The sequence below is a fragment of the Phormidesmis sp. 146-20 genome, from assembly GCF_052939475.1.
Map to the genome: position 1 here is coordinate 1 of NZ_JBJPHT010000074.1, position 23,009 is coordinate 23,009.

A 23,009-nucleotide genomic window follows, 5' to 3' on the forward strand; every position below is an offset into this window, starting at 1 on the left:
AGAATCTAAGGTCTTACGGCGTTATCGCTGTCTAATTTTGTCCGGACTATTGCTGAATGAGGAAACGTTTCAGTACGGGATTGCTCAGTATCTGGTTCTTTCGGTGGACATGCCGCTGAGTGCTTGTATGGTAGAAGCAACACCTGATCAGCCCTATCTCGGCTTAAAGCTGAAGCTAGACCCAGTCAAACTCTGTGAGATTATTGCTCAAACAAAGCTGGGTATCAGTCAGAAAGAAAGCCCTGTCAGAGGCTGGTGTGTCAGCGATGCCGCGCCATCTTTGATCGATTGCGTTATCCGATTAACAAAGCTGTTAGAGACACCACAGGACATCCCATTTCTAGCATCGTTGATAATTCGCGAAATCTATTACCGTTTGCTCACAGACCAACAAGGTGAAGTGGTGCGTCAGATTGCGACCGCTGGCAGTAGTATGCAGCGCATTGCTGAGGTGATTAAACAGATTAAAGCTGATTTTACAAAGCCGCTGCGGGTCGAATGGCTAGCAGAGCAGGCGAATATGTCGGCGGCATCGTTCCATCGTCACTTCAAAGCTGTCACATCCATGAGTCCGCTGCAATATCAAAAGCAATTACGACTGTTAACTGCCCGACAGATGATGCTTGCTGAGGCGCTCGATGCCACTCAAGCGGCTTATCAGGTTGGGTATGAGAGTACGTCTCAATTCAGCCGCGAATATTCCCGCATGTTTGGTGCACCGCCCATTCGAGATATGGAACGGCTCCGGGTATCTTGAATGCCACCGGTCTATTTCTCGCTCGTTTATGCGTTGATCAACTAACGTTGCTACTTCTGTACATTTGTTGATTGCGGCATTGTGTTTCTGTTTCCTTATCGTCATCCTGCATTCCGATTGGTGTAGCCTCGCTCATGCGCCCCTTGCAGGCAATCTTTCTTCTTTGTCTGTATCTTTTGAGAGGATCAGGCAACCATCTGCAAGGTTTGTGTATTCAAACTCCTGGTTCTTGCTTATAGGATAAAACTATTCGAGTACAACCTTCTCTAGCTGCGGTTCGGCGATCAGATCTTGCCCCTGCAATTAGAGGTTATCGATCGAGCCGCAGACTGCACAGCCGTAAAGACTGCACACGATCAGTTTGGACAGTTGGAAATGACACATCGGCACTACGGTTTTGTAGCTCAGAACGCAAACCAGTATCAAACCATATTGAGATACACAGAGAGTTTTGTATGAAAACACAATTGATGCTCAAAACATTGGCAGTGACGATCAGTTTGGGAGCTTTTGCATTAGTAAGCTGTACTCCTCAATCTACGGCAGAAACACCTGCGCCAGAACCCTCCGTAGAAGCTTCTGCCACTGAAGCTCCGTCACTTGCTCCATCTCCTCAAACCTCTAGTAATCGCCAACCTATGAATCCAAATCAAGCTAACACGGCAGCATCCCCAACAAGTAATCTTTATGTCGGAATGTGGGTCACGCAGGATGGTTATATTCGCCATGAACTTCTACCAAACAATCGTTACGACGAAGCTCGCGGCAACAGAGCGCGCGCGTATCAGGGACGCTATGAAATAGCAGGAAATCGCATCAATTACTGGGACGATACTGGATTTACCGCCGATGGTGAGTTTCGTGACGGCGTACTTTATCACGGTGGCTATGTTTTTTACCGAGAAAGATGATCCCTTCAACAGAGAGCAACGATGACTCGAATTGCATGAGAATTTTAGGAGATTGAGATGATGCGTTATTTAGGTCAGGTTTTCATTGGTACAAGGCTGATCGGGCTGCTGGCTATTCCGGCGATGACGCAAGCTCGCACGGAGGAGGCAGGTTTTCAGTCAAATGTGGCTGCGTTTGAGCCGAGTCATGACTCAAACGCATTAAATCAGCCGCCTGCCCTCGATCGGTTTCCAGCTCTCGTAGATTTGGCTCAGGCAACTCAGCCCAATCAAGCAGCCGCACAGGAGACTCAGGTGAGCGAACAGCGCAACAAGGAAATCGTCCAGCAGTATTTCGACGATTGGCGAAACGGAACTGGCAGCTTCTTCGACCTGCTTGCTCCAGAAGCAACCTGGACGATTACGGGCACTGGCGCAACAGTGGGCACCTATCGCAAGAAAGCGTTACTTGATCAAGTCATTAACCCAACCAGTGCTCGATTATCGACCCCAATCGTGCCAACCGTACGCGGCATCTGGGCAGATGGCGATATGGTCATTGCCCTGTGGGATGGAGCAGCGACCGCTGGGGACAGCAGACCTTATCGGAACACCTACACCTGGTATTTCAGAATGCAGGACGGCAAAGCAATCGAAGCGATCGCCTTCCTGGATATGCAAGAGTTCAACGACTTGTGGACAAGAGTTTCACCGAGGAACTAGTGCTGGTTGCCCTGGTCAACAAAGTTTCCTGGTTGCCAAAGACAGCGCAAAGGCTCAGACGAGTAATACCTCTAAGCACAATAGAGATAACAACATGGACACAAAGGCTACTCCGATTCAAAACACTTCCTCAGTTTTGCTCAAGATGGAAGCGGCAATCAATGCTCATGACATTGATGCGTTCGTGAACTGTTTTATCCGTGACTTTGTGGGTGAACATCCCGTTCATCCAGAACAAAACCTCATCGGTGCAGAACAGGTGCGAAAGAACTGGACTGCTCTCTTCGCTCAAGTTCCTGACATCCAGGCGAAATTAATCACCCATACGATCGCGGATGAGTTGGGTTGGTCAGAGTGGCAGTGGCAAGGCAACCCTACCAACGGCACAGAACTCGATATGCGAGGCGTTGTTGTTGTAGGACTGAGAGAAAACACGATCGCATGGGCGCGGTTGTATATGGAGCAGCTTGCCCAAGTCGGACAGGCAGACATCCTAAAAGCAGCCTAACTGCCAATCAGCTTTAATCACCTACAAGGAATAATTACCATGTCAACTGTTGAGAACAAAGTTATTGCGATTACTGGAGCCAGTAGCGGTATTGGCGAAGCAACTGCTAGATTGTTGGCTCGTCAGGGTTTACGGGTTGTGTTAGGGGCGCGACGCACCGATCGACTGGAAGCAATTGCTGCCGAAATTCGCTCTAAAGGTGGCGAAGCAGAATACCGTACCCTTGATGTCACCAACCTCGAAGACATGCAAGCCTTTGTCGAGTTTGCCCAAAATAAATTTGGTCACCTTGATGTTGTGGTGAACAATGCAGGCTTGATGCCGCTCTCCAAGCTGGAGGTACTGAAGATCGATGAATGGAACCGCATGATTGATGTGAACATTCGCGGTGTGCTTCACGGGATTGCTGCTGCACTACCCCTCTTTAAGCAGCAACGATCAGGACAAGCAGAATGGGTGGAGGGATTTCGTGAGGCAATGATTCCAGCAGATGCGATCGCCCGTGCGATTGCCTTTGCGATTGAGCAGCCAGACGATGTGGATGTCAACGAAATCATCGTTCGCCCGATCGGACAGAGTGGTTAAGTTCTTCGGCATATTTCATCTTTAACTCATTACAGAGGAAACGCGCAATGAAGGCAACCCGCCCAGCAATTAGGCGAAATGTTTCCCGTCGGTCGGTACTTGGATTGTTAGGATTGGGTGCCGCCACCGCTGCCTTAACACCCACTTTTTTGAAGACGGCACGAGCACAGAATCAACCCTCGCCGATCATCCCGAAAGAAATCCCACGCACAGAGGAAAAACTGCCTACCGTGCTCAGTCAAGCACAAAGCCAGTTGCCCTATTGGACTGAAGCTGCACCGCCAACAGTCGCTCGGCAAGAACTTTATCCAGAAGTTTTGAACGGAAAAATTTACGTGGTCGGCGGTTTACTCAGCCCAAACACCGGATTCTCAGCACATTTCGAGTCTTATGATCCGGTTCAAGATGCATGGACAGCCTTGAGACCGATACCTGAAGCCCGCCATCACATTACACTGTCGGCAGTCAATGGCTTGCTCTATGGTGTGGGTGGTTTCACAGGCGGATTTCCAGACTGGCGGGCGCAGCCGACCATGTTCATCTACAATCCTGCCTCTAATACTTGGACTGGAGGGATTGACCTGCCAGCGGCTCGTGCCGAGGGCGTATCCGCAGTGGTCGATGACAAGATATACCTGATGGGTGGGCGCGTTCGAGCGACTGAGGATGCTCGGCTGTTCATTGACCACATTGATAGTGTGCGAAACGAAGTATTTGATCCCACAACTAGGCGTTGGTCAGCCCGTGCCAATGCACCCACAGCGCGAAACAGTGCAGCATCGGCTGTCATTGATGGAAAGATCTACGTGGTTGGTGGACGCAATTTTACCAAGAATGCTGATGGTACTGCTCGCCAAGTCAATGTGCCAAATCTTGAGGTCTACGATCCGGAGCTCGATCGTTGGGAAACGCGATCGCCGCTGCCTCAAGCTCAAGGCGGTCTGGCTGCAACCGCACTCAACGGCAAGCTTTACGTGTTTGGCGGCGAACAGTGGGTTCCAGAGCAGAAGGTTTTCGCCGAAAGTTGGGTATATGACCCGCAAACCGACGTGTGGGAGGCATTGCCGCCCTTGCCAACGCCACGACATGGATTGGGAGCATCAGCAATTGGCAACCGAATCTTTGTGTTTGGTGGCGGAACTCAAACAGGCGGAGGTGCAGCAACGGCGACCCATGAGGTACTGGTATTGCCTACCTAGAGTGCTATGCACTGGGAAGTTTATAGATGAAGTTTTTGGAGTGGAAACTTTTGGTACGAAGCCGTTAGGTGTCTTCGGTTAGCAAAATTGGTTTCGACATTTCAGGAGGAAATTTATGTTTGTAGTATTTGGTGCGACCGGACAAACGGGTTCTGTGGTTGCCGATACGTTGCTTGAAAAGAAACTGCCGGTGCGCGTCGTGTTGCGATTAGCGCAAAGCGCAACTGCGAAGCACCCGGACAAAGGCGCGGATGCTTGGCGGGCGAAAGGCGCAGACGTTGCTTTCGCTGATGCCATTGACGCAGATGCGATAACCAAGGCATTAGACGGCGCGGTCGCCGTTTATGCGATGAATCCGCCTGCTTATCAGGCTGCCGATATGTTCACCGTAGCCAAAAACATCGGCGCAGCATATGTTGAAGCGATCGCCCAATCCAGCGTGCAAAAAGTTGTCTTGCTTTCTTCGGTCGGTTCGCAACACGCTACTGGCACAGGCAACATCATGACAACTTACCTTTTGGAAAACATCTTCGCCGATTTGACGATTCCCGTTGCGTTTCTTCGGTCGGCGGGATTCATGGAAAACTGGAACAGCGTGGCTGCGATTGCTGCCGAAAAAGGCATTTTGCCGAGTTTTTACAGTCCGCTAGACCGTAAACTCCCGATGGTTTCCGCCGCCGACATCGGACGCGCTGCCGCCGAAGCGTTGACCGAAGACTGGACGGGCAAACGCATCATCAAGCTATACGGCGCGGCAAATTATTCGCCAAATGATGTCGCCGCCGCTTTTGCTGCCGTGCTCAAGCGCGACGTGCAAGCTGTTGCCCTTCCCGAAAGTGAGTGGCAGGCGACAATTGCCAGATTCGGATTCTCGCCTGAAGCCGTCAACAGTTACAGCGAGATGATGCGTGGCTTTAATTCCGGTCATATCGTTTTTGAAAACAACGGAACTGAAACTCGCAGAGGACAAACGACAATCGAAAATTTTGCTGCCAAAACTGCAAAAGCGCAAAACCTGATTTAGAATTTCGCGCACAAAGACTCAAGATTCATTGAATCACTAGCTTTAACCAGGAGAAAACCATGACAAGCAACACGAAGATCGCATTGGTCACAGGAGCGAGCCGAGGACTGGGCAAAAATACCGCTTTGGCACTTGCTAAAAAAGGAGTCGATGTGATCGTGACCTATCGCAGCAGCGAAGCAGAGGCAAGTCGCGTTGTCTCTGAGATTGCAGAAATCGGTGGTAAAGCTGCTGCCCTGCAACTGGACACTTCCAGCACGAAAACCTTTGATGAATTTGTGGTACAGGTCAAACAGACACTTCAAGATCAGTGGCAGACCGAGCAGTTTGATTTTCTGGTGAACAATGCGGGGATTGGAATCCATAAGCCGTTTGCCGAAACCACTGAAGACGATTTTGATCGCTTGATGAATATCCAATTCAAGGGCGTTTTCTTCCTCACCCAAAAGCTGCTGCCACTGCTCAAGGACGGCGGACGGATTGTGAATCTTTCGTCCGGTCTGGCTCGCTTTACGCTGCCGGGCTACTCAGCTTATGCCAGCATGAAAGGCGCGATCGAGGTCTTGACTCGATATATGGCAAAGGAATTGGGACACCGACAGATTGCAGTGAACGTAGTGGCTCCGGGCGCGATCGAAACAGATTTTGCGGGCGGTGCAGTGCGGGACAATCCAGAGATTAACAACTTCCTCGCTTCGCAAACGGCTCTGGGTCGTGTGGGTCTTCCCGATGATATTGGAGGTGCGATCGCAGCATTGTTATCCGAAGACAATCGATGGGTAAATGCCCAGAGAATTGAAGTCTCTGGTGGTCAGTCTATTTAATTTTAATCCACCTCAACGGTCAGGAGAACCATCATGTTGAATGTAGAAAACAAAGTCGTTGCTATCACCGGAGCTAGTAGCGGTATTGGTGAAGCAACTGCTAGATTGCTGGCTCGTCAGGGTTTACGGGTTGTATTAGGGGCGCGGCGCACCGATCGACTGGAAGCAATCGCTGCCGAAATTCGCTCTAAAGGTGGTGAAGCAGAATACCGTACCCTTGATGTCACCAACCTCGAAGACATGCAAACCTTTGTCGAGTTTGCCCAAGCTAAATTTGGTCGCCTTGATGTTGTGGTGAACAATGCAGGCTTGATGCCACTCTCCAGACTAGAGATGCTGAAGATCGATGAATGGAACCGCATGATTGATGTGAACATTCGCGGTGTGCTTCACGGCATTGCTGCTGCGCTACCTCTCTTTAAGCAGCAACGATCAGGGCAGTTTGTCAATCTATCCTCGATCGGCGGGCACAACGTCTATCCAACCGCAGCCGTATATTGCGCCACTAAGTTTGCAGTTTGGGCGATTTCCGAGGGACTGCGGCAAGAATCGACAGACATCCGGGTGACGGTAATTTCGCCTGGAGTGACGGAAACTGAACTTGCCAGCACGATCACGGATGCTGAAGCAGCGGAATGGGTGGAGGGATTTCGTGAGGCAATGATTCCAGCAGATGCGATCGCGCGTGCGGTTGCCTTTGCGATCGAGCAACCCGCAGAGGTGGATGTGAATGAAATCATTGTTCGACCGATCGGACAAATGAGCTAAATCTCGAAAGTTAAGAGAACACAGGAGAAGTAATCATGCAGATGCGAAAGCTAGGCAATCAAGGACTAATGGTTTCAGAGATGGGGTTGGGCTGTATGGGTATGTCTGAGTTCTATGGCAGAACTGATGATCAAGAAGCGATCGCTACCATTCATCATGCGATTGATCTAGGCATTAACTTCCTTGACACCGCAGATATGTATGGTCCATTCACGAATGAGCAGCTCGTTGGCAAGGCAATCCGCGAAAGCTCCGCTGCACGTGAACGTGTTCGTCGTGATCAAGTGATTGTTGCGACCAAGTTTGGTAATGTTCGCACATCGGATGGGCAATTTCTAGGCGTGAGTGGTAAACCTGACTATGTGCGCTCTGCTTGTGATGCCTCTTTGCAACGCTTGGGAATTGACACCATTGATCTCTACTATCAACATCGGGTTGATCCGACTACACCGATCGAAGAAACAATTGGAGCAATGGCAGAACTAGTACAGCAAGGTAAGGTTCGCTATCTTGGTCTGTCAGAAGCAGCGCCAGCTACAATTCGACGCGCGCAAGCAGTTCATCCGATCAGCGCATTGCAAACAGAATACTCGCTATGGAGCCGCGATCCAGAGGATGAGATTCTTCCCACAGTGCGCGAATTGGGGATCGGCTTTGTTGCCTACAGTCCGCTAGGGCGCGGCTTCCTCTCTGGTGCAATTACCAAACCAGAAGATTTAGATCCAACCGATTATCGCAGCCAATCTCCCCGCTTTCAGGGTGAAAATTTTTACAAGAATCTGCAATTGGTCGAGCAAGTGAAGGCGATCGCAGCTGAAAAAAGCGTCACGCCTAGTCAGCTTGCTCTGGCTTGGCTCTTAGCTCAGGGTCAAGATATTGTACCGATCCCAGGAACGAAACGTCGCAAATACTTAGGAGAGAATGCAGCCGGAGCAGACATTACTCTTACACCAGAAGACCTACAGCGCATCGAAGTCGTTGCACCAAAAGGGATTGCTGTTGGAGAACGTTATGCACCTCGACATATGAGCAGTGTGAATCAGTAAACGTATTCAGAAATGAACAATCGTCTTTCTCACAGATGTAGTCGCTGGTCTCGCCACTACCGAGATCTTCCGCCGCCGAGGATCGGTCTGGACTGCTATTAGTGCAAAGATTTTGCGCCTCGGATTACTGAACGGGAACCCTTCGGCGGAGCTGCCGAGTATGAATCCTTCTCTAAGGTTGTGAGTGCTGTCAATCAGTGGATCGAAAGTACAACGATACAGATGATCAATGTTGAGACCGTTGTTTTACCCGATCGCATCGAAGGCACAAGTGATGGGGTCTACGGAGTGACGACCAGCAATGGTTTCTACCCAGTGATGATCAGTCAAGGCATTACAATCAACTGCTTTCAATGTGTGCGCGTCTGGTACAGAGAATAAGCTTCATCGGAAATAGTAGGAGTGAACTTTAGACTTGCGTTTTCGGGTTCTCGTCAAACTAAGCGAATCTCAAATGAAACGATTTACCTTGTTTACTTTCCTGTATCTCGCGCTGGGAGTTTGTCTGACCGCGAACATTGCGTAAAGCGAAGCTACCGCGCTTGGATATCCGAATCTGCCTTCGAGTCTTCAAACCAGCTTGTTCATCAATGCGGGAGCATCCTACCTCGTTTGTTTCCTCAGTACCTTCCCATTTTGGCGTGAGTCATCGATCCGTATCTATCGCAGCCGCAGTTCAGCGGTCATCCTACCCTGGTTAGTGATTAGACCTCCTGCACGAATCAAATGGGATGGGCAAGTTCATAGTTGAGCAAGCCTGCAATCAGATTGAAGCGTAGTCCAAATCGCTTCCGACGGTTACGATAGCGCTCCGACAAAATCCGAAACACCTTCAACTTACGATTGGTATGCTCGACTACAATTCGCACTTGGGCGATTTGCTGGTTGTAGTGCTGGTCTGCCTTCGACAACCGCTGATGTCGCGACTTTTTCACAGGGGTACAACTATCGGCATGCAAATTCGTCATCCCCTGATAACCACTATCGGCGACCCACAATTGCTCAAGTTGGGTCGGCAGTTTGGAGTCCTTGAAGAGGCGGAAGTCATGGTTTCGTCCTTGACCAAAGGCAGTGCAGACAATCATCCCCGTTAGATAGTCCACCACTACTTGCGCTTTCAGTGTGTGCCACCGTTGCTTGCCGCTGTAAAATAATCGCTGGTTTTTTTGGGGCGTTCAATCGGGCACTCTGTCACATCCACCAGCAGCACACTGCCCTTAGAACTCGGCTGATACAGGTGCTTTTTACCCAGCAAGCTGAACTCACCCGACTGGAGCAGAATCGTCTCAATCTTGCGAACCATCCGACCCACCGTCGTTTCGTCAATGCCCCAACTCTGCCCAATGTGAAACTGAGTTCGGTATTCTCGCCAATATTCCATCGCAATCAGCAGTTGGTCTTCGACCTTGAACTTGCCTTGTCCGCCCCGTTTGCCGCTACGGGTCAACTTCGGTTTCAGCACCTCAACCATCTTTTCAAAGGTGTCTCGTCGCACTCCGCATTTACGTTTGAACGATTTGGGTCGCAGATGTTGAATCCGGTCGTACATCAGATTTGTCTCCCACAAACAGGGTTTGGCTCTCTATTTTAGCCGTTCAGATTAGACTTCAGCATTCACGCAGGAGGTCTAGTAAACTTTTAAGGGTTGGCTTGGCTAATTCAACCACCTCGCCTTCTGACTGTAACAATCCAACTGAATTTGCACCAATGTTAATCACTTCCCACGGAACTCCGTCCCAGTGCAAGACAGTTCCAATGCTAAAATTCAGCATCGATTGCTTTTCCGTTTGCACCACCTCGAATTCGCCCTGCATTCGATGAAACGCTTGAGCCGTGTCTTGATCTAGAAAGACTCGAACTTGTTCAGGCTCGGATAGACGTGCAGCAGCCAAATCAACATACACCTGCTCAGTTGCAATCAGGTGATAGAGATGATCTGGACTCACCGTTGATTCTACGGCTAATAGTTCTGATACACAAATTCCAGGTGTTTGCTGGAGATGTCTCTGTAATGCTTGCAAAGCGGCTGGTGCTACCAACGGAACTTCGACTCCCATGTAGTCTTCAAGCCACACCCAGTTATCTTGAAGCACCCAGTTGATTTCGCAACTACACCAAACCCGAAATCGAAAGCCGAACACTTGGGCATAGGGGCGTTGCTGAACAAAGGGATGAATCAAGTGAGTACGGGTATTGACCAATACTTTAGGTAATGGAGGAGCAATCGCAGCGAATGCTTTAGCATTTCGACCGACTTGGAGTAACACAAGGTCTTGCGATGCAATCGAGCTAAGTAGTGACGTAATCGGGTATTCTCGCCTTCGACTCTCGTCATATACGTCTTGCTCACAAGGTGGTCGCCTTCCTCAATAAAACCGGGATAAACCTTCCAGCCATCGGTGACATAGAAGTAGCAATGCCAGCAACAGACAATCTGCCACAAGGGTTTGAACGTCTCTGCGCTGTGATCTCCCACCACCCAAGCGAGAATGCCCGCCCGGAAATGGTTCACGGCTGTCCAGATCCAAATTTTGTTTTTTTTGACCCGACAAAGGTTTCTAGTTCGTCGAGTTCTCCCACCTCTGGAATCTCCGACTCCTGTGGGGCATCCGGCAGTTGCTGTCCGAGTTGCTTGACCCAATAAATCACCGTTGTGTGATGCACGCCAGTACAGCGCTCAATCGCGCGAAATCCCATGCCATTGACGTAACCATCGTCATAGATCAGCGTGCCATCTTCTACATAGTGAGTGGTGCGCTTGTAGTCGTCGTTATGTCCAAATTCATAGCCTGTGCCAATCAGTCGCATTCCCAAATCGTAGAAGGCGGGAACCACGTGACGGGGACGCAGACCTCCGACCATCAGCGCAACGGTTTTACCTTCCAAACGGGGGCGATATTTGGCGATTACTTCCTGAGTTTGGGCTTCGTACTTGGCAATGACGGCTTCTGCATTCGCTTGAATGGTTTCATCGAATTTAGCAGCGATCGTTCTCAAGGACTCCGCAATCTGAGTCGGGCCAAAGAAGTTGTACTCCAGCCAGGGAATGCCATAAGTCTCTTCCATGTGGCGGGAAATGTAGTTCATCGATCGATAGCAGTGAACCAGATTCAACTTCACCGAAGGCGTGTTGATCATTTCGTGCAGAGTGCCATCGCCTGACCATTGAGCGACGACGCGCAAGCCAATTTCTTCGAGTAAGATCCGGCTTGACCAGGCATCTCCCCCAATGTTGTAGTCTCCAATAATGGCAACATCATACTGAGTGCCATCAGGAATGTTTCTGGCTTTCTTTTCTTTGTCGTATTGCGGAAACACCCAATCGCGTACAGCATCATTAGCAATGTGGTGTCCGAGGGATTGCGACACGCCCCGGAAGCCTTCACACCGCACCGGAACGACTGTTTTGCCGATTTCTTTTGCCGCCTTTTTAGCGACCGCTTCAATGTCATCGCCGATTAGACCGATCAGGCACTCAGATTGAATCGAAACACCTCGGTTAAGCGGGAATAGCTCATCGAGTTCGGTAATCAATTTGGCAAGTTTTTTGTCACCGCCAAACACAATGTCTCGTTCCTGAAAGTCAGAGGTAAACTGCATCGTGCCAAACGAATCAATGCCCGTGGTGCCAATGTAGTAGTTGCGGCGACCTGACCAGGAGTAATAGCCGCAGCCGACTGGCCCGTGGCTGATGTGGATCATGTCCTTGATCGGCCCCCAAACTACTCCTTTTGAGCCAGCATAGGCACAGCCGCGAGTGGTCATTGAACCAGGCACCGACTTAATATTGGATTTAACACCGCAATCAGACTTGCCTTCTTCAAAGACATTCAGGTGCTTCTCCCGCTTCTTCTTAGCTTTGTCAGGATAGACTTCTAGAACTTCTTTGATCAACTCTTTTTTGTCGGCGGTTGTAAGTTCGGCTACTGCTTCGTTGTCTTCGAGAGCCGCTAATTCTGGGGGTGTCATATTTTGCCTCTCTAGATAAAGGATGAGTGGAGGAGTAGGGGAGTGATAGGTGAATGAGTCAGGGCGTGGATAAATAGCCCATTTCTAGCAATTCATCTACCACTCCTCCACTCATGGACTAGGCAATACCAGCGGGAGCTTTGGTGCCTTCTTTGATTGCCTTTTCGTACTCTTCTTCGCCGCCCAGGATGCCAAATTCGACTAACAGATCTTCCAGTTCATCCATGGTGATGGGGGTGGGAATGGTGAGATTTTTGTTGTCGATGATCTTGCTGGCGAGAGTGCGATACTCTGCGGCTTGTTGGCTGTCAGGTGCGTATTCAATGACCGTCATGCGGCGCAGTTCGGCGTGTTGAACAATGTTGTCGCGGGGGACAAAGTGCAGCATTTGAGTGTTGAGTCGTTTTGCCAGAGTTTCGATCAGTTCGAGTTCTCGATCGACCTTACGGCTATTGCAAATCAAGCCACCCAAGCGCACACCGCCAGAGTGAGCATACTTGAGAACACCTCTTGCAATGTTGTTGGCTGCATACATCGCCATCATTTCACCAGAGGTCACGATGTAGATTTCTTGAGCTTTACCTTCCCGGATGGGCATGGCAAAACCGCCACAAACTACGTCGCCCAATACGTCGTAAGAAACAAAGTCGAGGTCTTCATAAGCACCGTTTTCTTCCAAAAAGTTGATAGAAGTGATGATGCCTCGTCCCGCGCAGCCGACACCGGGTTCAGGCCCACCCGACTCCACACAACGGACATCGCGATACCCCGTCAGCAACACTTCTTCGAGTTCTACATCTTCAACCGCACCGCGCTCGGCTGCCAGGTGTAGGACGGTGGTTTGAGCTTTGCTGTGGAGCATCAAGCGAGTGGAGTCAGCTTTGGGGTCACAGCCCACGATCATGACGCGCTGACCGAGTTCGGCCATGCCCGCGATCGTGTTTTGCGAGGTCGTAGATTTGCCAATTCCACCTTTGCCATAGAAGGCTATCTGTCTAATGCTTTCGTCAGTCATGGAAGGATCTCCTGTAGAATTTGAGGGTTGTTGATCAGCGTTTGAGACGCTGCTGGGCTAGGGAGTTGGAACCAATCGCATCAGGGGGCGATCGCCCAACCGGAATCAGTAGAACGAGTTGAGGGTTCATGAAACTGCTTCAACGACTAAGTTGGGTAAGATACGTTCGCGTAACCGGACTTCGATCGCGTTTTTCAGCGTTGCAGTGCTGCTTTCACAGGTGCCACAAGCCCCTTTTAGCTGGACTTTGACAACATCGCCTTCCAGGTCATAGAGTTCGACATCACCACCATCCGCTAGCAGCACAGGCCGCACTTCTTGTAAAACGGTTTGAATCAAGCTGATTTTTTGTACGGTTGTTAGTACGCGATTTTGGGCTTGAGCCGTCGCAATCTCTGCGGCAACTCTGACAGCCGTAAGATCTTTCTCTTGTTGTACGGTGGCAATCAGATCTTCAATTTCTGCACCACAAGAACTACACCCACCGCCTGCTTTCACATAGCTAGTTACTTGTTCTACGGTGGTCAGATTGTTCTCAATCACCACGCGACGAATTCTGTTTTCGCTCACCCCAAAGCAACTACAAATCAGTTTGCCGTCGTCATCTTCATGCTGTTCGATTTCAATGCCCCGATACTTGTAGATGGCAGCTTCTAGGGCTTCCTGTCCCATGACAGAACAGTGCATTTTTCCTCTGGTAGCCCGCCTAAATACTCGGCAATATCCCGGTTACTGATGTTCAATGCTTGATCTAAGGTGATGCCTTTGATCAGTTCGGTGAGGGCTGAAGAAGAAGCGATCGCACTGGTACAACCAAAGGTCTGAAACCGAGCATCCAGAATTTTGTCTGCCTCAACTTCAATTTTGAGGTGTAGTCTGAGAGCATCACCACAGGCAATACTACCCACTTCGCCAAACACAACTGCAATACCGGATTCATCGGACTCTGCGATCGCTCCCTGGTTTTTAGGGTTGTAAAACAAATCTAATACTTTCTCGGTGTAGTCCCACATGGCGGTGTTTCCTGAAGAGTAAGGGATTGATGAGTTATCTAGCTCCGACGGTTGCCTCTTGGCGGTCTTGTAGCCACTCGGCTTGATCGTTGTTGAAGGGGGATAGATCGCGTAAGCGTTGAACAATGTTGGGCATGACTTCTAGAACACGATCGACTTCAGCATCGGTAGTATGTCGGGAAAGACTAAACCGGATGGAACCATGTAGCGTCGTGTAGGGTAAGCCCATTGCTCGTAAGACGTGAGACGGCTCTAAGGAACCAGACGTACAAGCAGAACCAGAGGAAGCACAGATGCCGTACTGGTCGAGAGAGAGCAAGATCGCTTCACCTTCGATATATTTGAAACCGATGTTGGTGGTGTTGGGTAGGCGATGTTTACGATCGCCATTAATTTCAGTGTGAGGAATTGCAAGCAATCCTTTTTCGAGGCGGTCACGCAGTTTCTTTTCCTGTGCAACCTCTGCTAAGTGTAATTGTGCTAGTTCTGCGGCTTTGCCTAATCCAACAATGCCAGCGACATTTTCTGTTCCGGCTCTGCGTCCCCGCTCCTGGTGTCCCCCAATCAACAAGGGACGAAAGCGAAATCCCCGTCGCACAAAGAGGGCACCAATCCCTTTGGGAGCGTGTAGTTTATGACCCGAAATCGTCATCAGATCAATGGTGCTGGTTTTCATATTCAAGGGCAATTTTCCGGCAACCTGAACCGCATCGACATGAAAAGCAGCTCCGTATTCTTTGGCGATCGCTCCAATTTGCTCGATTGGGAAGACTGTCCCCGTTTCGTTGTTGGCGTACATGGTCGAAATCAGCGCTGTGCTGCCCGTAATCGCCGCTTCTAGCTCCATCAGGTCTAGCTGACCCTTACGGTCTACTGAGAGGTAAGTTACGGTGTAGCCCTGCTTTTCTAGCTGTTTGAACAGATTTAACACACAGGCATGTTCGACTTGGGTGGTGATCAGGTGTTTGCGATCGGGTTGAGCAGCGATCGCGGCCCGAATTGCAGTATTGTTGCCTTCCGTTCCACAACTAGTAAAGATGATTTCAGACTCTTCAGCCCCTAATAGATCAGCAACCTGACCGCGTGCTTGCTTTAAGGCTTTGCCGACCTGTCCCCCAAAGCTGTGCATCGAGGAAGGATTGCCGTAATATTGAGTGAGATAGGGCAAAATTGCGGCGACCACTTCGGGATCAACCTGGGTTGTAGCGTTGTTATCGAGATAAATGACTGCACTCATGCGTTGACTCCCACTGAAGTAGCGGTTTTTAGTTGAGATAATGCTTGTGAATAGGTATCAAACCAGCGTTGCCAATAATCAGAGGGTTGGTTGGCTTTTAGCCTAGACACCAGACGGTTGTAAGTATCGAACCAGGTGCCCCAGTAGTCGTCAGATGGCTCTACAAAAAGCGAGGAGACTGCCAGTGGGAGACATCCTGCATTGGTGGGGCAAACTGCCCAGCACTGAGGTACAGAGTAATGACCCACACAATCGTTACAGCGTTCAGAATTGATTTGATACGGTTGCTCATTTTGGGTGATTGCCCCAGTCGGGCAAGTTGATTCACAACGATGACATTCAATACACTGACTGGTGATCATGTAGGTCATAGCAACCTCCTTAAGTTGGGGTTTCAGAGTCTGAGTGTTAAAGGTTAAGTTCAGGCTTCAAACTCAGAACTCTTGAATGTGCTGGTCGTAAAACTCTCTGGCCACCTTTTCAATCACGTCGTAGGCTTCTACTACTTGCAATCCTGATTCCCTCAGTTCTGCTTTCGGGCATTCACCCACTTTGGATACGAGAACTGCTTTGCAGTCAGCGATCGCTTTAATCACATGTTCCAGCGTGGCATCTTCGCCATAGCCGCCTTGACAGTATTGGTCGATTTTGCGGTGTCCGACAAACTTCGCTTCGTTGGCATCTACTTCAAAGATTTGGAATTCTTTAGCGTGACCAAAGTGCTGATTGACAATCCCGCCGCCCTTAGTTGCCACTGCCACTAAAATCTTGGGACTGTTTTTGACACGCTCACTGGGCGTGACTTTCGCTTTTGCCAGCTTGATGTCTTCCTTAAATTGCTCAATGCCCGCATGAACTTCCTGCCGCAGTGCCAGATCATACTGTTCCGGCATTTCCATAAACTTATCTTTGGTGAATTCCTGACTGCGATCTTCACCTAGTAAGCCGACTGCATCCGCCCGACACTGGCGGCAGTGACGCATCATCTTCATGTTGCTATCAGCGCACTCATCTTGCAGCTTTTTCAGTTCTTTGGGGTTGGGGCCGCGCTGTCCCGTTAAGCCAAAGTGAGTGCCATGTTCTGGTGCGGAAATCAGTGGCATGATGTTGTGCAGAAACGCACCCCGCTTGCGAATTTCTTGATCGACTTCGACCAGATGCTGATCATTTATCCCAGGAATCATCACCGAGTTGACTTTACAGAGAATGTCGGCTTCTTTGAGTGCCTGCAAGCCTTCCATTTGGCGCTCATGCAGAATGCGGGAGGCTTCCAGACCTTTGTAGCGTTTGCGACGATAGTGTACCCACGGGTAAATCTTTGTCCCGATTTCTGGGTCTACCATGTTAATCGTGATAGTGACGTGATCAACGTTGAGGGCTTTGATTCGATCGACATGATCCGGCAGCATCAAGCCATTAGTCGAGAGACATAGTTTAATATCTGGTGCTTTGTCCGCAATTAGCTCAAAGGTGCGAAACGTCTTTTCGGGGTTTGCCAGCGGATCGCCAGGGCCCGCAATGCCTAAGACAGTCATCTGTGGAATCTTGCCAGCAATGACCAGTACTTTATGGGCTGCTTCTTCAGGAGTCAGTAGCTCACTCACCACACCCGGACGGCTTTCGTTGGCGCAGTCATATTTGCGATTACAGTAGTTGCATTGAATATTGCAAGCAGGAGCAACGGCAACGTGCATCCGAGCATAGTGATGGTGGGCTTCTTCGCTGTAGCAGGGGTGTTTAGAGATGCGATCGAGCATTCGTTGATCGTGAGTCATTGCTGCACTGGAATTGCTGCTACACCCACAGCTATCACTCTTGGTCTGAGTCACTGTGTTTCTGGTGATGACAATATCCGTCGCGGGCTGTGTTTCTGGAGGAGAGAGTAGTCCTGGAGAAGGGGGGGTGTCATTGCATTTCGGCAGGGCTAGGTGGATAGGGCCACTGAGAAAGACCGTTGTTCCGTTTCTCTAAGAAATCGATTGAAGTTGCTGGGTACAGACAACCTACCAATGCAGGCTAGAAGCTTTGATTCGTTCACGTTGGAACCATGTGTCAATGCTGTAGCAAGCAACTTCATTTCGACGTTATTCCCAAAGTGTGGTGTAGCTGCATCTTCCTCTCACTGTGTCTCTTGCCGAGAAACCTAAACCTTGGTTTCGGGTTGAAAGAACCTGTGTTTCTGGTTGAGAGACTTGAGTGATTGGCGTTGTGAACGTTATAGCAACCACTCGAAAGCAGCCTGATTGAGTAGCCCCCGGTAAGATTTATTGAAATCATTAGTCTGTACTCAAGCGCTCAAATCCAGACCAAGCAAGCCCTCAAAGTTTTTTTAGGGTTGGGGTGCGAGTATTTTTTGGGGAGGGCACGAGTATTTTTTGAGGAGGGTAGTAGTATTTTTTGTACTCAGTTCAAACGCTAGGAAAATCAATGTTTGCAGGTCTTTTTGGGTCATTTTTTAGGCTGACCGACCTGTACTCAAAACCCTCCTCAAGATGGCTCAAAAGCTGAGTTGGAGGAGGAAGTCGATCGCTTTTTGATGCGCTTTTTAACTAAAAACTGAAAGCCGATTGTTGAGGATGGTCTTCAGCAAGATTCAAAATTTAAATCTGTATTTAAGTTAGCACTTTTCTCAAAACAAATAAAAAATAAAGGAATGTCTGCAATCATTTTTTAGCTTTGTTCAGTCTGGACAGAACTATACTATATAAAATGCATTTGCTACAAAACTGCTGATTTGAGTACAGAGCCAGGCGTGAGTGATTGGGGTTGTTAATTCTCTGCAACCCTGATGGGCGCTGAGTTTTGCTGTGAGTACTCAAATACTTGTTCCTGCTGCAATTAATACCAGTCCCCCATCTCAAAAATGCTAGTCCCTCAACCCCTAAAAAAAATAAAGTCTCGACTAGATTAGGGTTTGGGGATTGAGTACATTGCTAATTAATTCAATAACTCTGATTGGGGTTGCGGATTCTGCCCTACTTTTTTCTGCCTGATATAAGCAGGAGAACAGAACACCGTTTGCCCTCTGAAAGCAATGCAGCCTCTTTCTACCTCACGCTGTCTCCCCCTCCCTGAGCATTTCAGAACAAGCCCCAGTCAAGATGCTCTAGCCATTAAGAGTATTGCTACATCGATACCTTTCCCGATCGCAGTATGGCAAGCGCTACAAGAAGATTTTCGCATTATCTTCGATCGTGACCCAGCCGCTGGGCATTGGCTAGAAGTGCTGTGCTGTTACCCTGGGCTTCACGCGATTGTCCTCTATCGTCTCGCCCACTGGCTTTATCGTCGCCACGTCATGTTTATCCCTCGCTTCATTTCGCACCTGACCCGCTTTTTCACAGGGATTGAGATTCATCCGGGGGCGGCGATCGGCAAAGGGGTCTTTATCGACCACGGCATGGGAGTCGTGATTGGGGAAACCGCGATCGTGGGCGATTATTGCTTGATTTACCAGGGAGTGACGCTAGGCGGGACAGGCAAGGAAATAGGCAAACGCCATCCAACTCTGGGGCAGCATGTTGTTGTCGGGGCTGGAGCAAAGATCTTGGGCAATATTCCCATTGGAGACTACGCCCGGATTGGAGCCGGATCTATCGTACTGCGAGCCGTCCCTTCCCATTGCACTGCTGTAGGCGTTCCTGGACGCAATATTTGTCGCACCAATACTCAAACCTGTCCACTAGAACATGGGCAAGTCCCCGATGTTGAAGCAGATGCGATGAAGGCACTACGCGAGCCTTGAAATTTTAGAACAACATATTCAACTGTTGACTCAAAATCATTACACCCACTAACCCTATCGAGGTAACTTCAATGTCCTCCCTTTCTCCTACAAACCCTGGCACTAGACAGATTGATGACCCATCCAATCTCAATAGCTCTATGGCTCATGTGGTTGCGGTGTCTCGCATCGATCGCTGGCGGGTCTACCATCGCCTTCAGGAATTAATGATTCCTTGCTGGTGCCCAGAAGATGGTTCGCTGCGGGTCGAAGTCCACAACAGCACGGGCGCTCTGCTACTGCGAAGTGTGGTGCAGCAGTTTATGGCCTCTCGCCCAGAGATGGTGAGCTGGCTAGAGCGATGTTGGGAGACTGATTAAGTTTCACCTTTCCAAAACACAGTCTCCCAAAAAACGGTCTTTTTCACTTCAAACACTGAAAAAGCAATTCAAGTTCACTGCCAAACTCACACTTACTAACCTCAAGGAGTCTTTCAAATGACACAGGCACTCGTACAAGAATTTGGTCAAGTTCAAACCAACCCGATCGGCTTAGGGCAAGAAGTCACTGTTCCGGTTTGTGAAGGGTTAAACATTGCGCTTGCTAGTTTTCAGGCACTCTATCTGCAATATCAAAAACACCATTTTGTGGTGGAAGGTGCAGAATTTTACTCACTACATGAGTTCTTTTCTGAAAGCTACGAGCAAGTCCAGAACTATGTTCATCAAATTGGTGAGCGACTCAATGGACTAGGAGGCATCCCTGCTGCTAGCTTTGGCAAACTGGCCGAATTGTGCTGCTTCTCGCCGGAGCCAGATGGGTGTTTTGCGGCTCGGCAGATGGTAGAAAACAACCTGCAAGCGGAGCAAACCATGATTGATCTACTGCGGCGGCAGGCATCCCAGGCAGAAAGTGTGGGCGATCGTGCCACTCGCTATCTTTACGAGCAGTTTCTATTACAAACCGAAGATCGAGCCTTCCATCTGGCGCATTTTCTAGCAGAAGACAGTCTGACGTTTGCCTTTGTAAGCCGACTGTAGATTGAATGGTTGACTTTGGAGATTGGAGCCTGGAACGTGAACAGAGAAGCTGGTGAATGGAATTTGCGCCTATTAGAACGAAGTCTACCTTCGTAGACTAACCTACTCAGGATTCCATTGTCTGCGAAGGTGAATTTTGCTCTTGTAGTCTCAACGCCAGGAAATTTGTCATTTAACCAGGTCTCCAATTCTCAGTCTTTAGTCTACTGAATCCAATCTCCATCAAAAATTCACTGATTAGAGATCACAACTTACGATGAAAAATCATCTCATTCAGATTAACGACACAACCTTGCGAGACGGAGAACAAGCTGCTGGGATTGCCTTCAATATTGAAGAAAAAATCGCGATCGTCACCTTCCTTGATTCAATCGGGGTACAAGAACTAGAAGTCGGCATTCCTGCAATGGGACAAGAAGAAGCCGAAGCCATTCGAGCGATCGCACACTTGGGATTAAAGGCAAAACTCCTCGGCTGGAATCGGGCTAACCTATCGGATATTCAAGCCTCAATAAATTGCGGATTACAGCGGGTTCACATTTCTGTTCCAGTTTCAGCCATTCAAATTGCTGCAAAATTTCATGGACAGTGGCGGGTCATGCTCGATCGCCTGCGAGATGTGATTAACTTTGCCTGCGATCACGGTCTGGCAGTATCCGTTGGCGGTGAAGATGCTTCTAGGGCTGATGACTCCTTTCTGCTTGATGTTGCCCTGTTTGCTCAAGAGTGGGGCGCGTTCCGGTTTCGCTTTTGTGACACCGTTGGCATTCTTGATCCATTAACCACACACAACAAAGTTCGTCAGCTTGTTTCTCACCTGTCAATTCCAGTTGAAATGCACACGCATAACGATTTGGGACTGGCCAGCGCGAATGCATTAGCGGGGATACAAGCCGGAGCGCTATCCGTGAATACAACCGTCAATGGATTAGGCGAACGAGCAGGCAATGCTGCCCTGGAGGAAGTTGTGATGGCATTGAAGCGCATCTATGGCATCCAAACGGGAATTGATACCAAACGACTGCTAGAACTTTCTCGCCTAGTTGCTAGAGCTTCTAATTGTCCTGTGCCGCCCTGGAAAGCGATCGTTGGCGAAAATGCCTTTGCTCACGAGTCTGGAATTCACGCCCACGGCATTTTGCAAAATCCAGTCACTTATGAGCCGTTTGCCCCAGAAGATGTGGGATGGGAACGTCGCTTTGTCGTAGGTAAACATTCAGGTCGGCATTTAGTCTCAAGTGTGCTGCAACAACAGGGCATCCATCTCAACGCTGAAGAAGCTCAATCGCTACTAGAAGCTGCCCGACATCAAGCAATCAAAGTTAAGCGCAGCCTGACCGTTGAAGAGCTTTTAAGTTTAGTTCCCCCAATGAGGTCATATAGCCATGCAAACAGATGAAATTGAAATCGATAGCCCGCCCGTCTTTGAGATTGGTCAGAAGGTGCGATCGCGCAAACTGATTCGCAATGACGGCACGTTTCCCGGCAAAGATATTGGGGCAACCCTGGCCAAGAAAGGAGATGTCGGCTATGTCATCAGCATCGGTACCTTTCTACAAAGCTCCTACATCTACGCAGTACATTTCATGACAACGGGGCACATTGTTGGCTGTCGCAAAAAAGAACTTGAACTGGCTGAGGAAATCAAATGAAAGTCATGCTCCGTCGAAATGCTGCGGGACACCTGGTCGTCTATGTGACGAAAAAAGATTTGGAAGAAGAAGTGGTGAACGAAATAGAAGCAAACAGTGAAAAGATCTTCACCCTGGCAAATGGCTGGGAACTGGCGATCGCTGGGTTAGAAGATCCCATAAAACTGCCGAAAACTGTAGAAGCTAGACGTATCACTTAGGAACATCAGATCATGGTTGACTTTGATCACCAACACATGGAGTTTAAGTTCGAGGGCGAGTTTTTGGGCTTTGTCCAGCATGAGGGAAAGCTAAAGTATTTACGCCTTGGCGTGTTGTCCGAAGAGTTGCAGATCAAGCTTCCTAAGGCGGTGCGGATGGCAGTAGGAATGTCGCTTCAGCCCGGTGAATCTATTCAGGTTACAGGCATCGGCAAATTCGATCGCCCGGCTCACGATCTCAAACTAAAAGCAACTCAGATTACACCACTCAAAGCTTGTACTCCCGTCGTGCCTGCATCTTCCAGCCTAGTGTCTCCATCTGAGCCTAAAATCAACCCCAAGCCTAAAATCAAGGTACTAGTGTGCCAAAAATCAGGATGTTTGAAAAAAGGGGGGAAAGGACTCTGTGAGGCATTGGGTCAACTCCTTCGCGATCGCAATCTAGAACAGTTTGTCACGATCGAACGAACCGGATGTGTAAAACGCTGTTCTGCTGCCCCTAATCTGGTGGTTATGCCAGGAAATCAGCGTTACACAGAAGTTCGCGCCAAGACACTGCCGCAAGTCGCTGAAGCGATCGCCCAAAGCCTTACAGAGTTGTAGGTGTCTATTTGTAGCGACCCGCAATCATAAATCATCAAACCCGCAATCATAGCGATTTTGAACCCGAATTAACTGCAACTATCCGATAGCTCAAACCCGAATTAACTGCAACTGAATCCAGATTAATTGCAACTAACCCACAACCATCCGCTCAAACCCACATTAACTGCAACTATAAACTCACGGTTCGCCCATTTTTGAGCAAGGTCAGCAGATTGAGCTAAAGTTTGGC

At 49.2% G+C, this 23,009-nt stretch carries 26 protein-coding genes and 2 pseudogenes; 18 read left to right on the forward strand and 10 right to left on the reverse strand.

Features of this window, described 5'->3' with window-relative positions; all coding sequences use genetic code 11:
* From ACKFKH_RS31205 to ACKFKH_RS31255, 11 genes are all read left to right on the forward strand, one after another.
* Positions 1–757, forward strand: a 757-nt coding sequence (locus ACKFKH_RS31205) for an AraC family transcriptional regulator N-terminal domain-containing protein (protein ID WP_446862278.1), incomplete at its 5' end; no start/stop codon positions are given.
* Positions 758–1,212: 455 nt separating this feature from the next.
* A complete protein-coding gene (locus ACKFKH_RS31210) occupies positions 1,213–1,668 on the forward strand; it encodes an Atu4866 domain-containing protein (protein ID WP_446862279.1) in 456 nt (151 codons plus the stop codon).
* Between the two features lie 57 nt (positions 1,669–1,725).
* Positions 1,726–2,370: a nuclear transport factor 2 family protein gene (locus ACKFKH_RS31215; protein ID WP_446862280.1), complete on the forward strand. Its 645-nt coding sequence runs from the start codon at positions 1,726–1,728 to the stop codon at positions 2,368–2,370.
* 94 nt (positions 2,371–2,464) lie between these two features.
* Positions 2,465–2,878, forward strand: coding sequence for a nuclear transport factor 2 family protein (locus ACKFKH_RS31220; RefSeq protein WP_446862281.1), 414 nt, complete (start codon positions 2,465–2,467; stop codon positions 2,876–2,878).
* 39 nt (positions 2,879–2,917) lie between these two features.
* Positions 2,918–3,463 carry an SDR family oxidoreductase gene (locus ACKFKH_RS31225; RefSeq protein ID WP_446862282.1) on the forward strand — a complete coding sequence of 182 codons (546 nt, stop codon included), beginning with the start codon at positions 2,918–2,920 and terminating at the stop codon, positions 3,461–3,463.
* Between the two features lie 47 nt (positions 3,464–3,510).
* Positions 3,511–4,662 (forward strand): Kelch repeat-containing protein, encoded by a 1,152-nt coding sequence (locus ACKFKH_RS31230; protein WP_446862283.1) that lies wholly within the window; start codon positions 3,511–3,513, stop codon positions 4,660–4,662.
* Between the two features lie 115 nt (positions 4,663–4,777).
* A complete protein-coding gene (locus tag ACKFKH_RS31235) occupies positions 4,778–5,686 on the forward strand; it encodes an NmrA family NAD(P)-binding protein (RefSeq protein ID WP_446862285.1) in 909 nt (302 codons plus the stop codon).
* A gap of 59 nt (positions 5,687–5,745) precedes the next feature.
* Positions 5,746–6,510, forward strand: coding sequence for an SDR family NAD(P)-dependent oxidoreductase (locus ACKFKH_RS31240; protein WP_446862286.1), 765 nt, complete (start codon positions 5,746–5,748; stop codon positions 6,508–6,510).
* Between the two features lie 33 nt (positions 6,511–6,543).
* The gene (locus ACKFKH_RS31245; RefSeq protein WP_446862287.1) at positions 6,544–7,278 is read left to right on the forward strand and encodes an SDR family oxidoreductase; all 735 of its coding nucleotides are present in this window, start codon (positions 6,544–6,546) and stop codon (positions 7,276–7,278) included.
* Positions 7,279–7,313: 35 nt separating this feature from the next.
* Entirely contained in the window at positions 7,314–8,324 is a 1,011-nt protein-coding gene (locus tag ACKFKH_RS31250; protein ID WP_446862288.1) for an aldo/keto reductase, read from the forward strand.
* Positions 8,325–8,504: 180 nt separating this feature from the next.
* Positions 8,505–8,705: a hypothetical protein gene (locus tag ACKFKH_RS31255; protein ID WP_446862289.1), complete on the forward strand. Its 201-nt coding sequence runs from the start codon at positions 8,505–8,507 to the stop codon at positions 8,703–8,705.
* Positions 8,706–9,046: 341 nt separating this feature from the next.
* Here ACKFKH_RS31255 and ACKFKH_RS31260 read toward each other — a convergent pair.
* The 10 genes and pseudogenes from ACKFKH_RS31260 to nifB all read right to left on the reverse strand — a co-directional run bounded on the left by ACKFKH_RS31260 (position 9,047) and on the right by nifB (position 17,333).
* Positions 9,047–9,876 (reverse strand): IS5 family transposase gene (locus ACKFKH_RS31260; protein ID WP_446862304.1). Its coding sequence is split into 2 segments (ribosomal slippage): positions 9,047–9,486 and positions 9,486–9,876, totalling 831 coding nucleotides; the frame shifts between segments, so codons are not numbered across the junction.
* Positions 9,877–9,931: 55 nt separating this feature from the next.
* Positions 9,932–10,525 (reverse strand): hypothetical protein, encoded by a 594-nt coding sequence (locus ACKFKH_RS31265; protein ID WP_446862290.1) that lies wholly within the window; start codon positions 10,523–10,525, stop codon positions 9,932–9,934.
* Positions 10,501–11,033, reverse strand: a pseudogene (locus tag ACKFKH_RS31270) (IS1 family transposase); the annotation flags it as partial. The gene ACKFKH_RS31265 and the pseudogene ACKFKH_RS31270, both read right to left, overlap by 25 nt.
* A gap of 12 nt (positions 11,034–11,045) precedes the next feature.
* Positions 11,046–12,293: pseudogene (nifD, locus tag ACKFKH_RS31275) on the reverse strand (nitrogenase molybdenum-iron protein alpha chain); the annotation flags it as partial.
* 118 nt (positions 12,294–12,411) lie between these two features.
* Positions 12,412–13,308: a nitrogenase iron protein gene (gene nifH / locus ACKFKH_RS31280; RefSeq protein ID WP_446862291.1), complete on the reverse strand. Its 897-nt coding sequence runs from the start codon at positions 13,306–13,308 to the stop codon at positions 12,412–12,414.
* Between the two features lie 126 nt (positions 13,309–13,434).
* Positions 13,435–13,995 carry a NifU family protein gene (locus ACKFKH_RS31285; RefSeq protein ID WP_446862292.1) on the reverse strand — a complete coding sequence of 187 codons (561 nt, stop codon included), beginning with the start codon at positions 13,993–13,995 and terminating at the stop codon, positions 13,435–13,437.
* Positions 13,962–14,321 carry an iron-sulfur cluster assembly scaffold protein gene (locus ACKFKH_RS31290; RefSeq protein ID WP_446862293.1) on the reverse strand — a complete coding sequence of 120 codons (360 nt, stop codon included), beginning with the start codon at positions 14,319–14,321 and terminating at the stop codon, positions 13,962–13,964. Before ACKFKH_RS31290 ends, ACKFKH_RS31285 begins: the two co-directional genes overlap by 34 nt.
* 34 nt (positions 14,322–14,355) lie before the next feature.
* Positions 14,356–15,558 carry a cysteine desulfurase NifS gene (gene nifS / locus ACKFKH_RS31295; RefSeq protein ID WP_446862294.1) on the reverse strand — a complete coding sequence of 401 codons (1,203 nt, stop codon included), beginning with the start codon at positions 15,556–15,558 and terminating at the stop codon, positions 14,356–14,358.
* Positions 15,555–15,929 (reverse strand): 4Fe-4S binding protein, encoded by a 375-nt coding sequence (locus ACKFKH_RS31300; protein ID WP_446862295.1) that lies wholly within the window; start codon positions 15,927–15,929, stop codon positions 15,555–15,557. Before ACKFKH_RS31300 ends, nifS begins: the two co-directional genes overlap by 4 nt.
* A gap of 63 nt (positions 15,930–15,992) precedes the next feature.
* Positions 15,993–17,333 (reverse strand): nitrogenase cofactor biosynthesis protein NifB, encoded by a 1,341-nt coding sequence (gene nifB, locus ACKFKH_RS31305; protein WP_446862296.1) that lies wholly within the window; start codon positions 17,331–17,333, stop codon positions 15,993–15,995.
* A 1,259-nt stretch (positions 17,334–18,592) separates the two neighbouring features.
* Here nifB and cysE point away from each other — a divergent pair.
* From cysE to ACKFKH_RS31340, 7 genes are all read left to right on the forward strand, one after another.
* Positions 18,593–19,303 (forward strand): serine O-acetyltransferase, encoded by a 711-nt coding sequence (gene cysE / locus ACKFKH_RS31310; protein WP_446862297.1) that lies wholly within the window; start codon positions 18,593–18,595, stop codon positions 19,301–19,303.
* A gap of 71 nt (positions 19,304–19,374) precedes the next feature.
* Positions 19,375–19,662, forward strand: coding sequence for an Asr1405/Asl0597 family protein (locus ACKFKH_RS31315; protein WP_446862298.1), 288 nt, complete (start codon positions 19,375–19,377; stop codon positions 19,660–19,662).
* 117 nt (positions 19,663–19,779) lie between these two features.
* Positions 19,780–20,322: a DNA starvation/stress protection protein DpsA gene (gene dpsA, locus ACKFKH_RS31320; protein ID WP_446862299.1), complete on the forward strand. Its 543-nt coding sequence runs from the start codon at positions 19,780–19,782 to the stop codon at positions 20,320–20,322.
* Between the two features lie 256 nt (positions 20,323–20,578).
* Positions 20,579–21,721 carry a homocitrate synthase gene (gene nifV, locus ACKFKH_RS31325; protein ID WP_446862300.1) on the forward strand — a complete coding sequence of 381 codons (1,143 nt, stop codon included), beginning with the start codon at positions 20,579–20,581 and terminating at the stop codon, positions 21,719–21,721.
* Entirely contained in the window at positions 21,708–21,974 is a 267-nt protein-coding gene (locus ACKFKH_RS31330; RefSeq protein WP_446862301.1) for a nitrogen fixation protein NifZ, read from the forward strand. Before nifV ends, ACKFKH_RS31330 begins: the two co-directional genes overlap by 14 nt.
* Complete coding sequence (gene nifT, locus ACKFKH_RS31335; protein ID WP_446862302.1) at positions 21,971–22,174, forward strand: putative nitrogen fixation protein NifT; 204 nt, start codon at positions 21,971–21,973, stop codon at positions 22,172–22,174. The genes ACKFKH_RS31330 and nifT overlap by 4 nt, the downstream gene beginning before the upstream one ends.
* Before the next feature lie 12 nt (positions 22,175–22,186).
* Positions 22,187–22,777 carry a (2Fe-2S) ferredoxin domain-containing protein gene (locus ACKFKH_RS31340; RefSeq protein WP_446862303.1) on the forward strand — a complete coding sequence of 197 codons (591 nt, stop codon included), beginning with the start codon at positions 22,187–22,189 and terminating at the stop codon, positions 22,775–22,777.
* Positions 22,778–23,009: the final 232 nt, after the last annotated feature.

Excerpts from the sequence above, each read along its gene's own strand:
- ACKFKH_RS31210 (WP_446862279.1), top strand. The coding sequence starts at position 1,213 with ATGAAAACACAATTGATGCTCAAAACATTGGCAGTGACGATCAGTTTG.
- ACKFKH_RS31215 (WP_446862280.1), top strand. The coding sequence starts at position 1,726 with ATGATGCGTTATTTAGGTCAGGTTTTCATTGGTACAAGGCTGATCGGG.
- ACKFKH_RS31220 (WP_446862281.1), top strand. The coding sequence starts at position 2,465 with ATGGACACAAAGGCTACTCCGATTCAAAACACTTCCTCAGTTTTGCTC.
- ACKFKH_RS31225 (WP_446862282.1), top strand. The coding sequence starts at position 2,918 with ATGTCAACTGTTGAGAACAAAGTTATTGCGATTACTGGAGCCAGTAGC.
- ACKFKH_RS31230 (WP_446862283.1), top strand. The coding sequence starts at position 3,511 with ATGAAGGCAACCCGCCCAGCAATTAGGCGAAATGTTTCCCGTCGGTCG.
- ACKFKH_RS31235 (WP_446862285.1), top strand. The coding sequence starts at position 4,778 with ATGTTTGTAGTATTTGGTGCGACCGGACAAACGGGTTCTGTGGTTGCC.
- ACKFKH_RS31240 (WP_446862286.1), top strand. The coding sequence starts at position 5,746 with ATGACAAGCAACACGAAGATCGCATTGGTCACAGGAGCGAGCCGAGGA.
- ACKFKH_RS31245 (WP_446862287.1), top strand. The coding sequence starts at position 6,544 with ATGTTGAATGTAGAAAACAAAGTCGTTGCTATCACCGGAGCTAGTAGC.
- ACKFKH_RS31250 (WP_446862288.1), top strand. The coding sequence starts at position 7,314 with ATGCAGATGCGAAAGCTAGGCAATCAAGGACTAATGGTTTCAGAGATG.
- nifH (WP_446862291.1), bottom strand. The coding sequence starts at position 13,308 with ATGACTGACGAAAGCATTAGACAGATAGCCTTCTATGGCAAAGGTGGA.
- ACKFKH_RS31285 (WP_446862292.1), bottom strand. The coding sequence starts at position 13,995 with ATGCACTGTTCTGTCATGGGACAGGAAGCCCTAGAAGCTGCCATCTAC.
- ACKFKH_RS31290 (WP_446862293.1), bottom strand. The coding sequence starts at position 14,321 with ATGTGGGACTACACCGAGAAAGTATTAGATTTGTTTTACAACCCTAAA.
- nifS (WP_446862294.1), bottom strand. The coding sequence starts at position 15,558 with ATGAGTGCAGTCATTTATCTCGATAACAACGCTACAACCCAGGTTGAT.
- ACKFKH_RS31300 (WP_446862295.1), bottom strand. The coding sequence starts at position 15,929 with ATGACCTACATGATCACCAGTCAGTGTATTGAATGTCATCGTTGTGAA.
- nifB (WP_446862296.1), bottom strand. The coding sequence starts at position 17,333 with ATGACTCACGATCAACGAATGCTCGATCGCATCTCTAAACACCCCTGC.
- cysE (WP_446862297.1), top strand. The coding sequence starts at position 18,593 with ATGCAGCCTCTTTCTACCTCACGCTGTCTCCCCCTCCCTGAGCATTTC.
- ACKFKH_RS31315 (WP_446862298.1), top strand. The coding sequence starts at position 19,375 with ATGTCCTCCCTTTCTCCTACAAACCCTGGCACTAGACAGATTGATGAC.
- dpsA (WP_446862299.1), top strand. The coding sequence starts at position 19,780 with ATGACACAGGCACTCGTACAAGAATTTGGTCAAGTTCAAACCAACCCG.
- nifV (WP_446862300.1), top strand. The coding sequence starts at position 20,579 with ATGAAAAATCATCTCATTCAGATTAACGACACAACCTTGCGAGACGGA.
- ACKFKH_RS31330 (WP_446862301.1), top strand. The coding sequence starts at position 21,708 with ATGCAAACAGATGAAATTGAAATCGATAGCCCGCCCGTCTTTGAGATT.
- nifT (WP_446862302.1), top strand. The coding sequence starts at position 21,971 with ATGAAAGTCATGCTCCGTCGAAATGCTGCGGGACACCTGGTCGTCTAT.
- ACKFKH_RS31340 (WP_446862303.1), top strand. The coding sequence starts at position 22,187 with ATGGTTGACTTTGATCACCAACACATGGAGTTTAAGTTCGAGGGCGAG.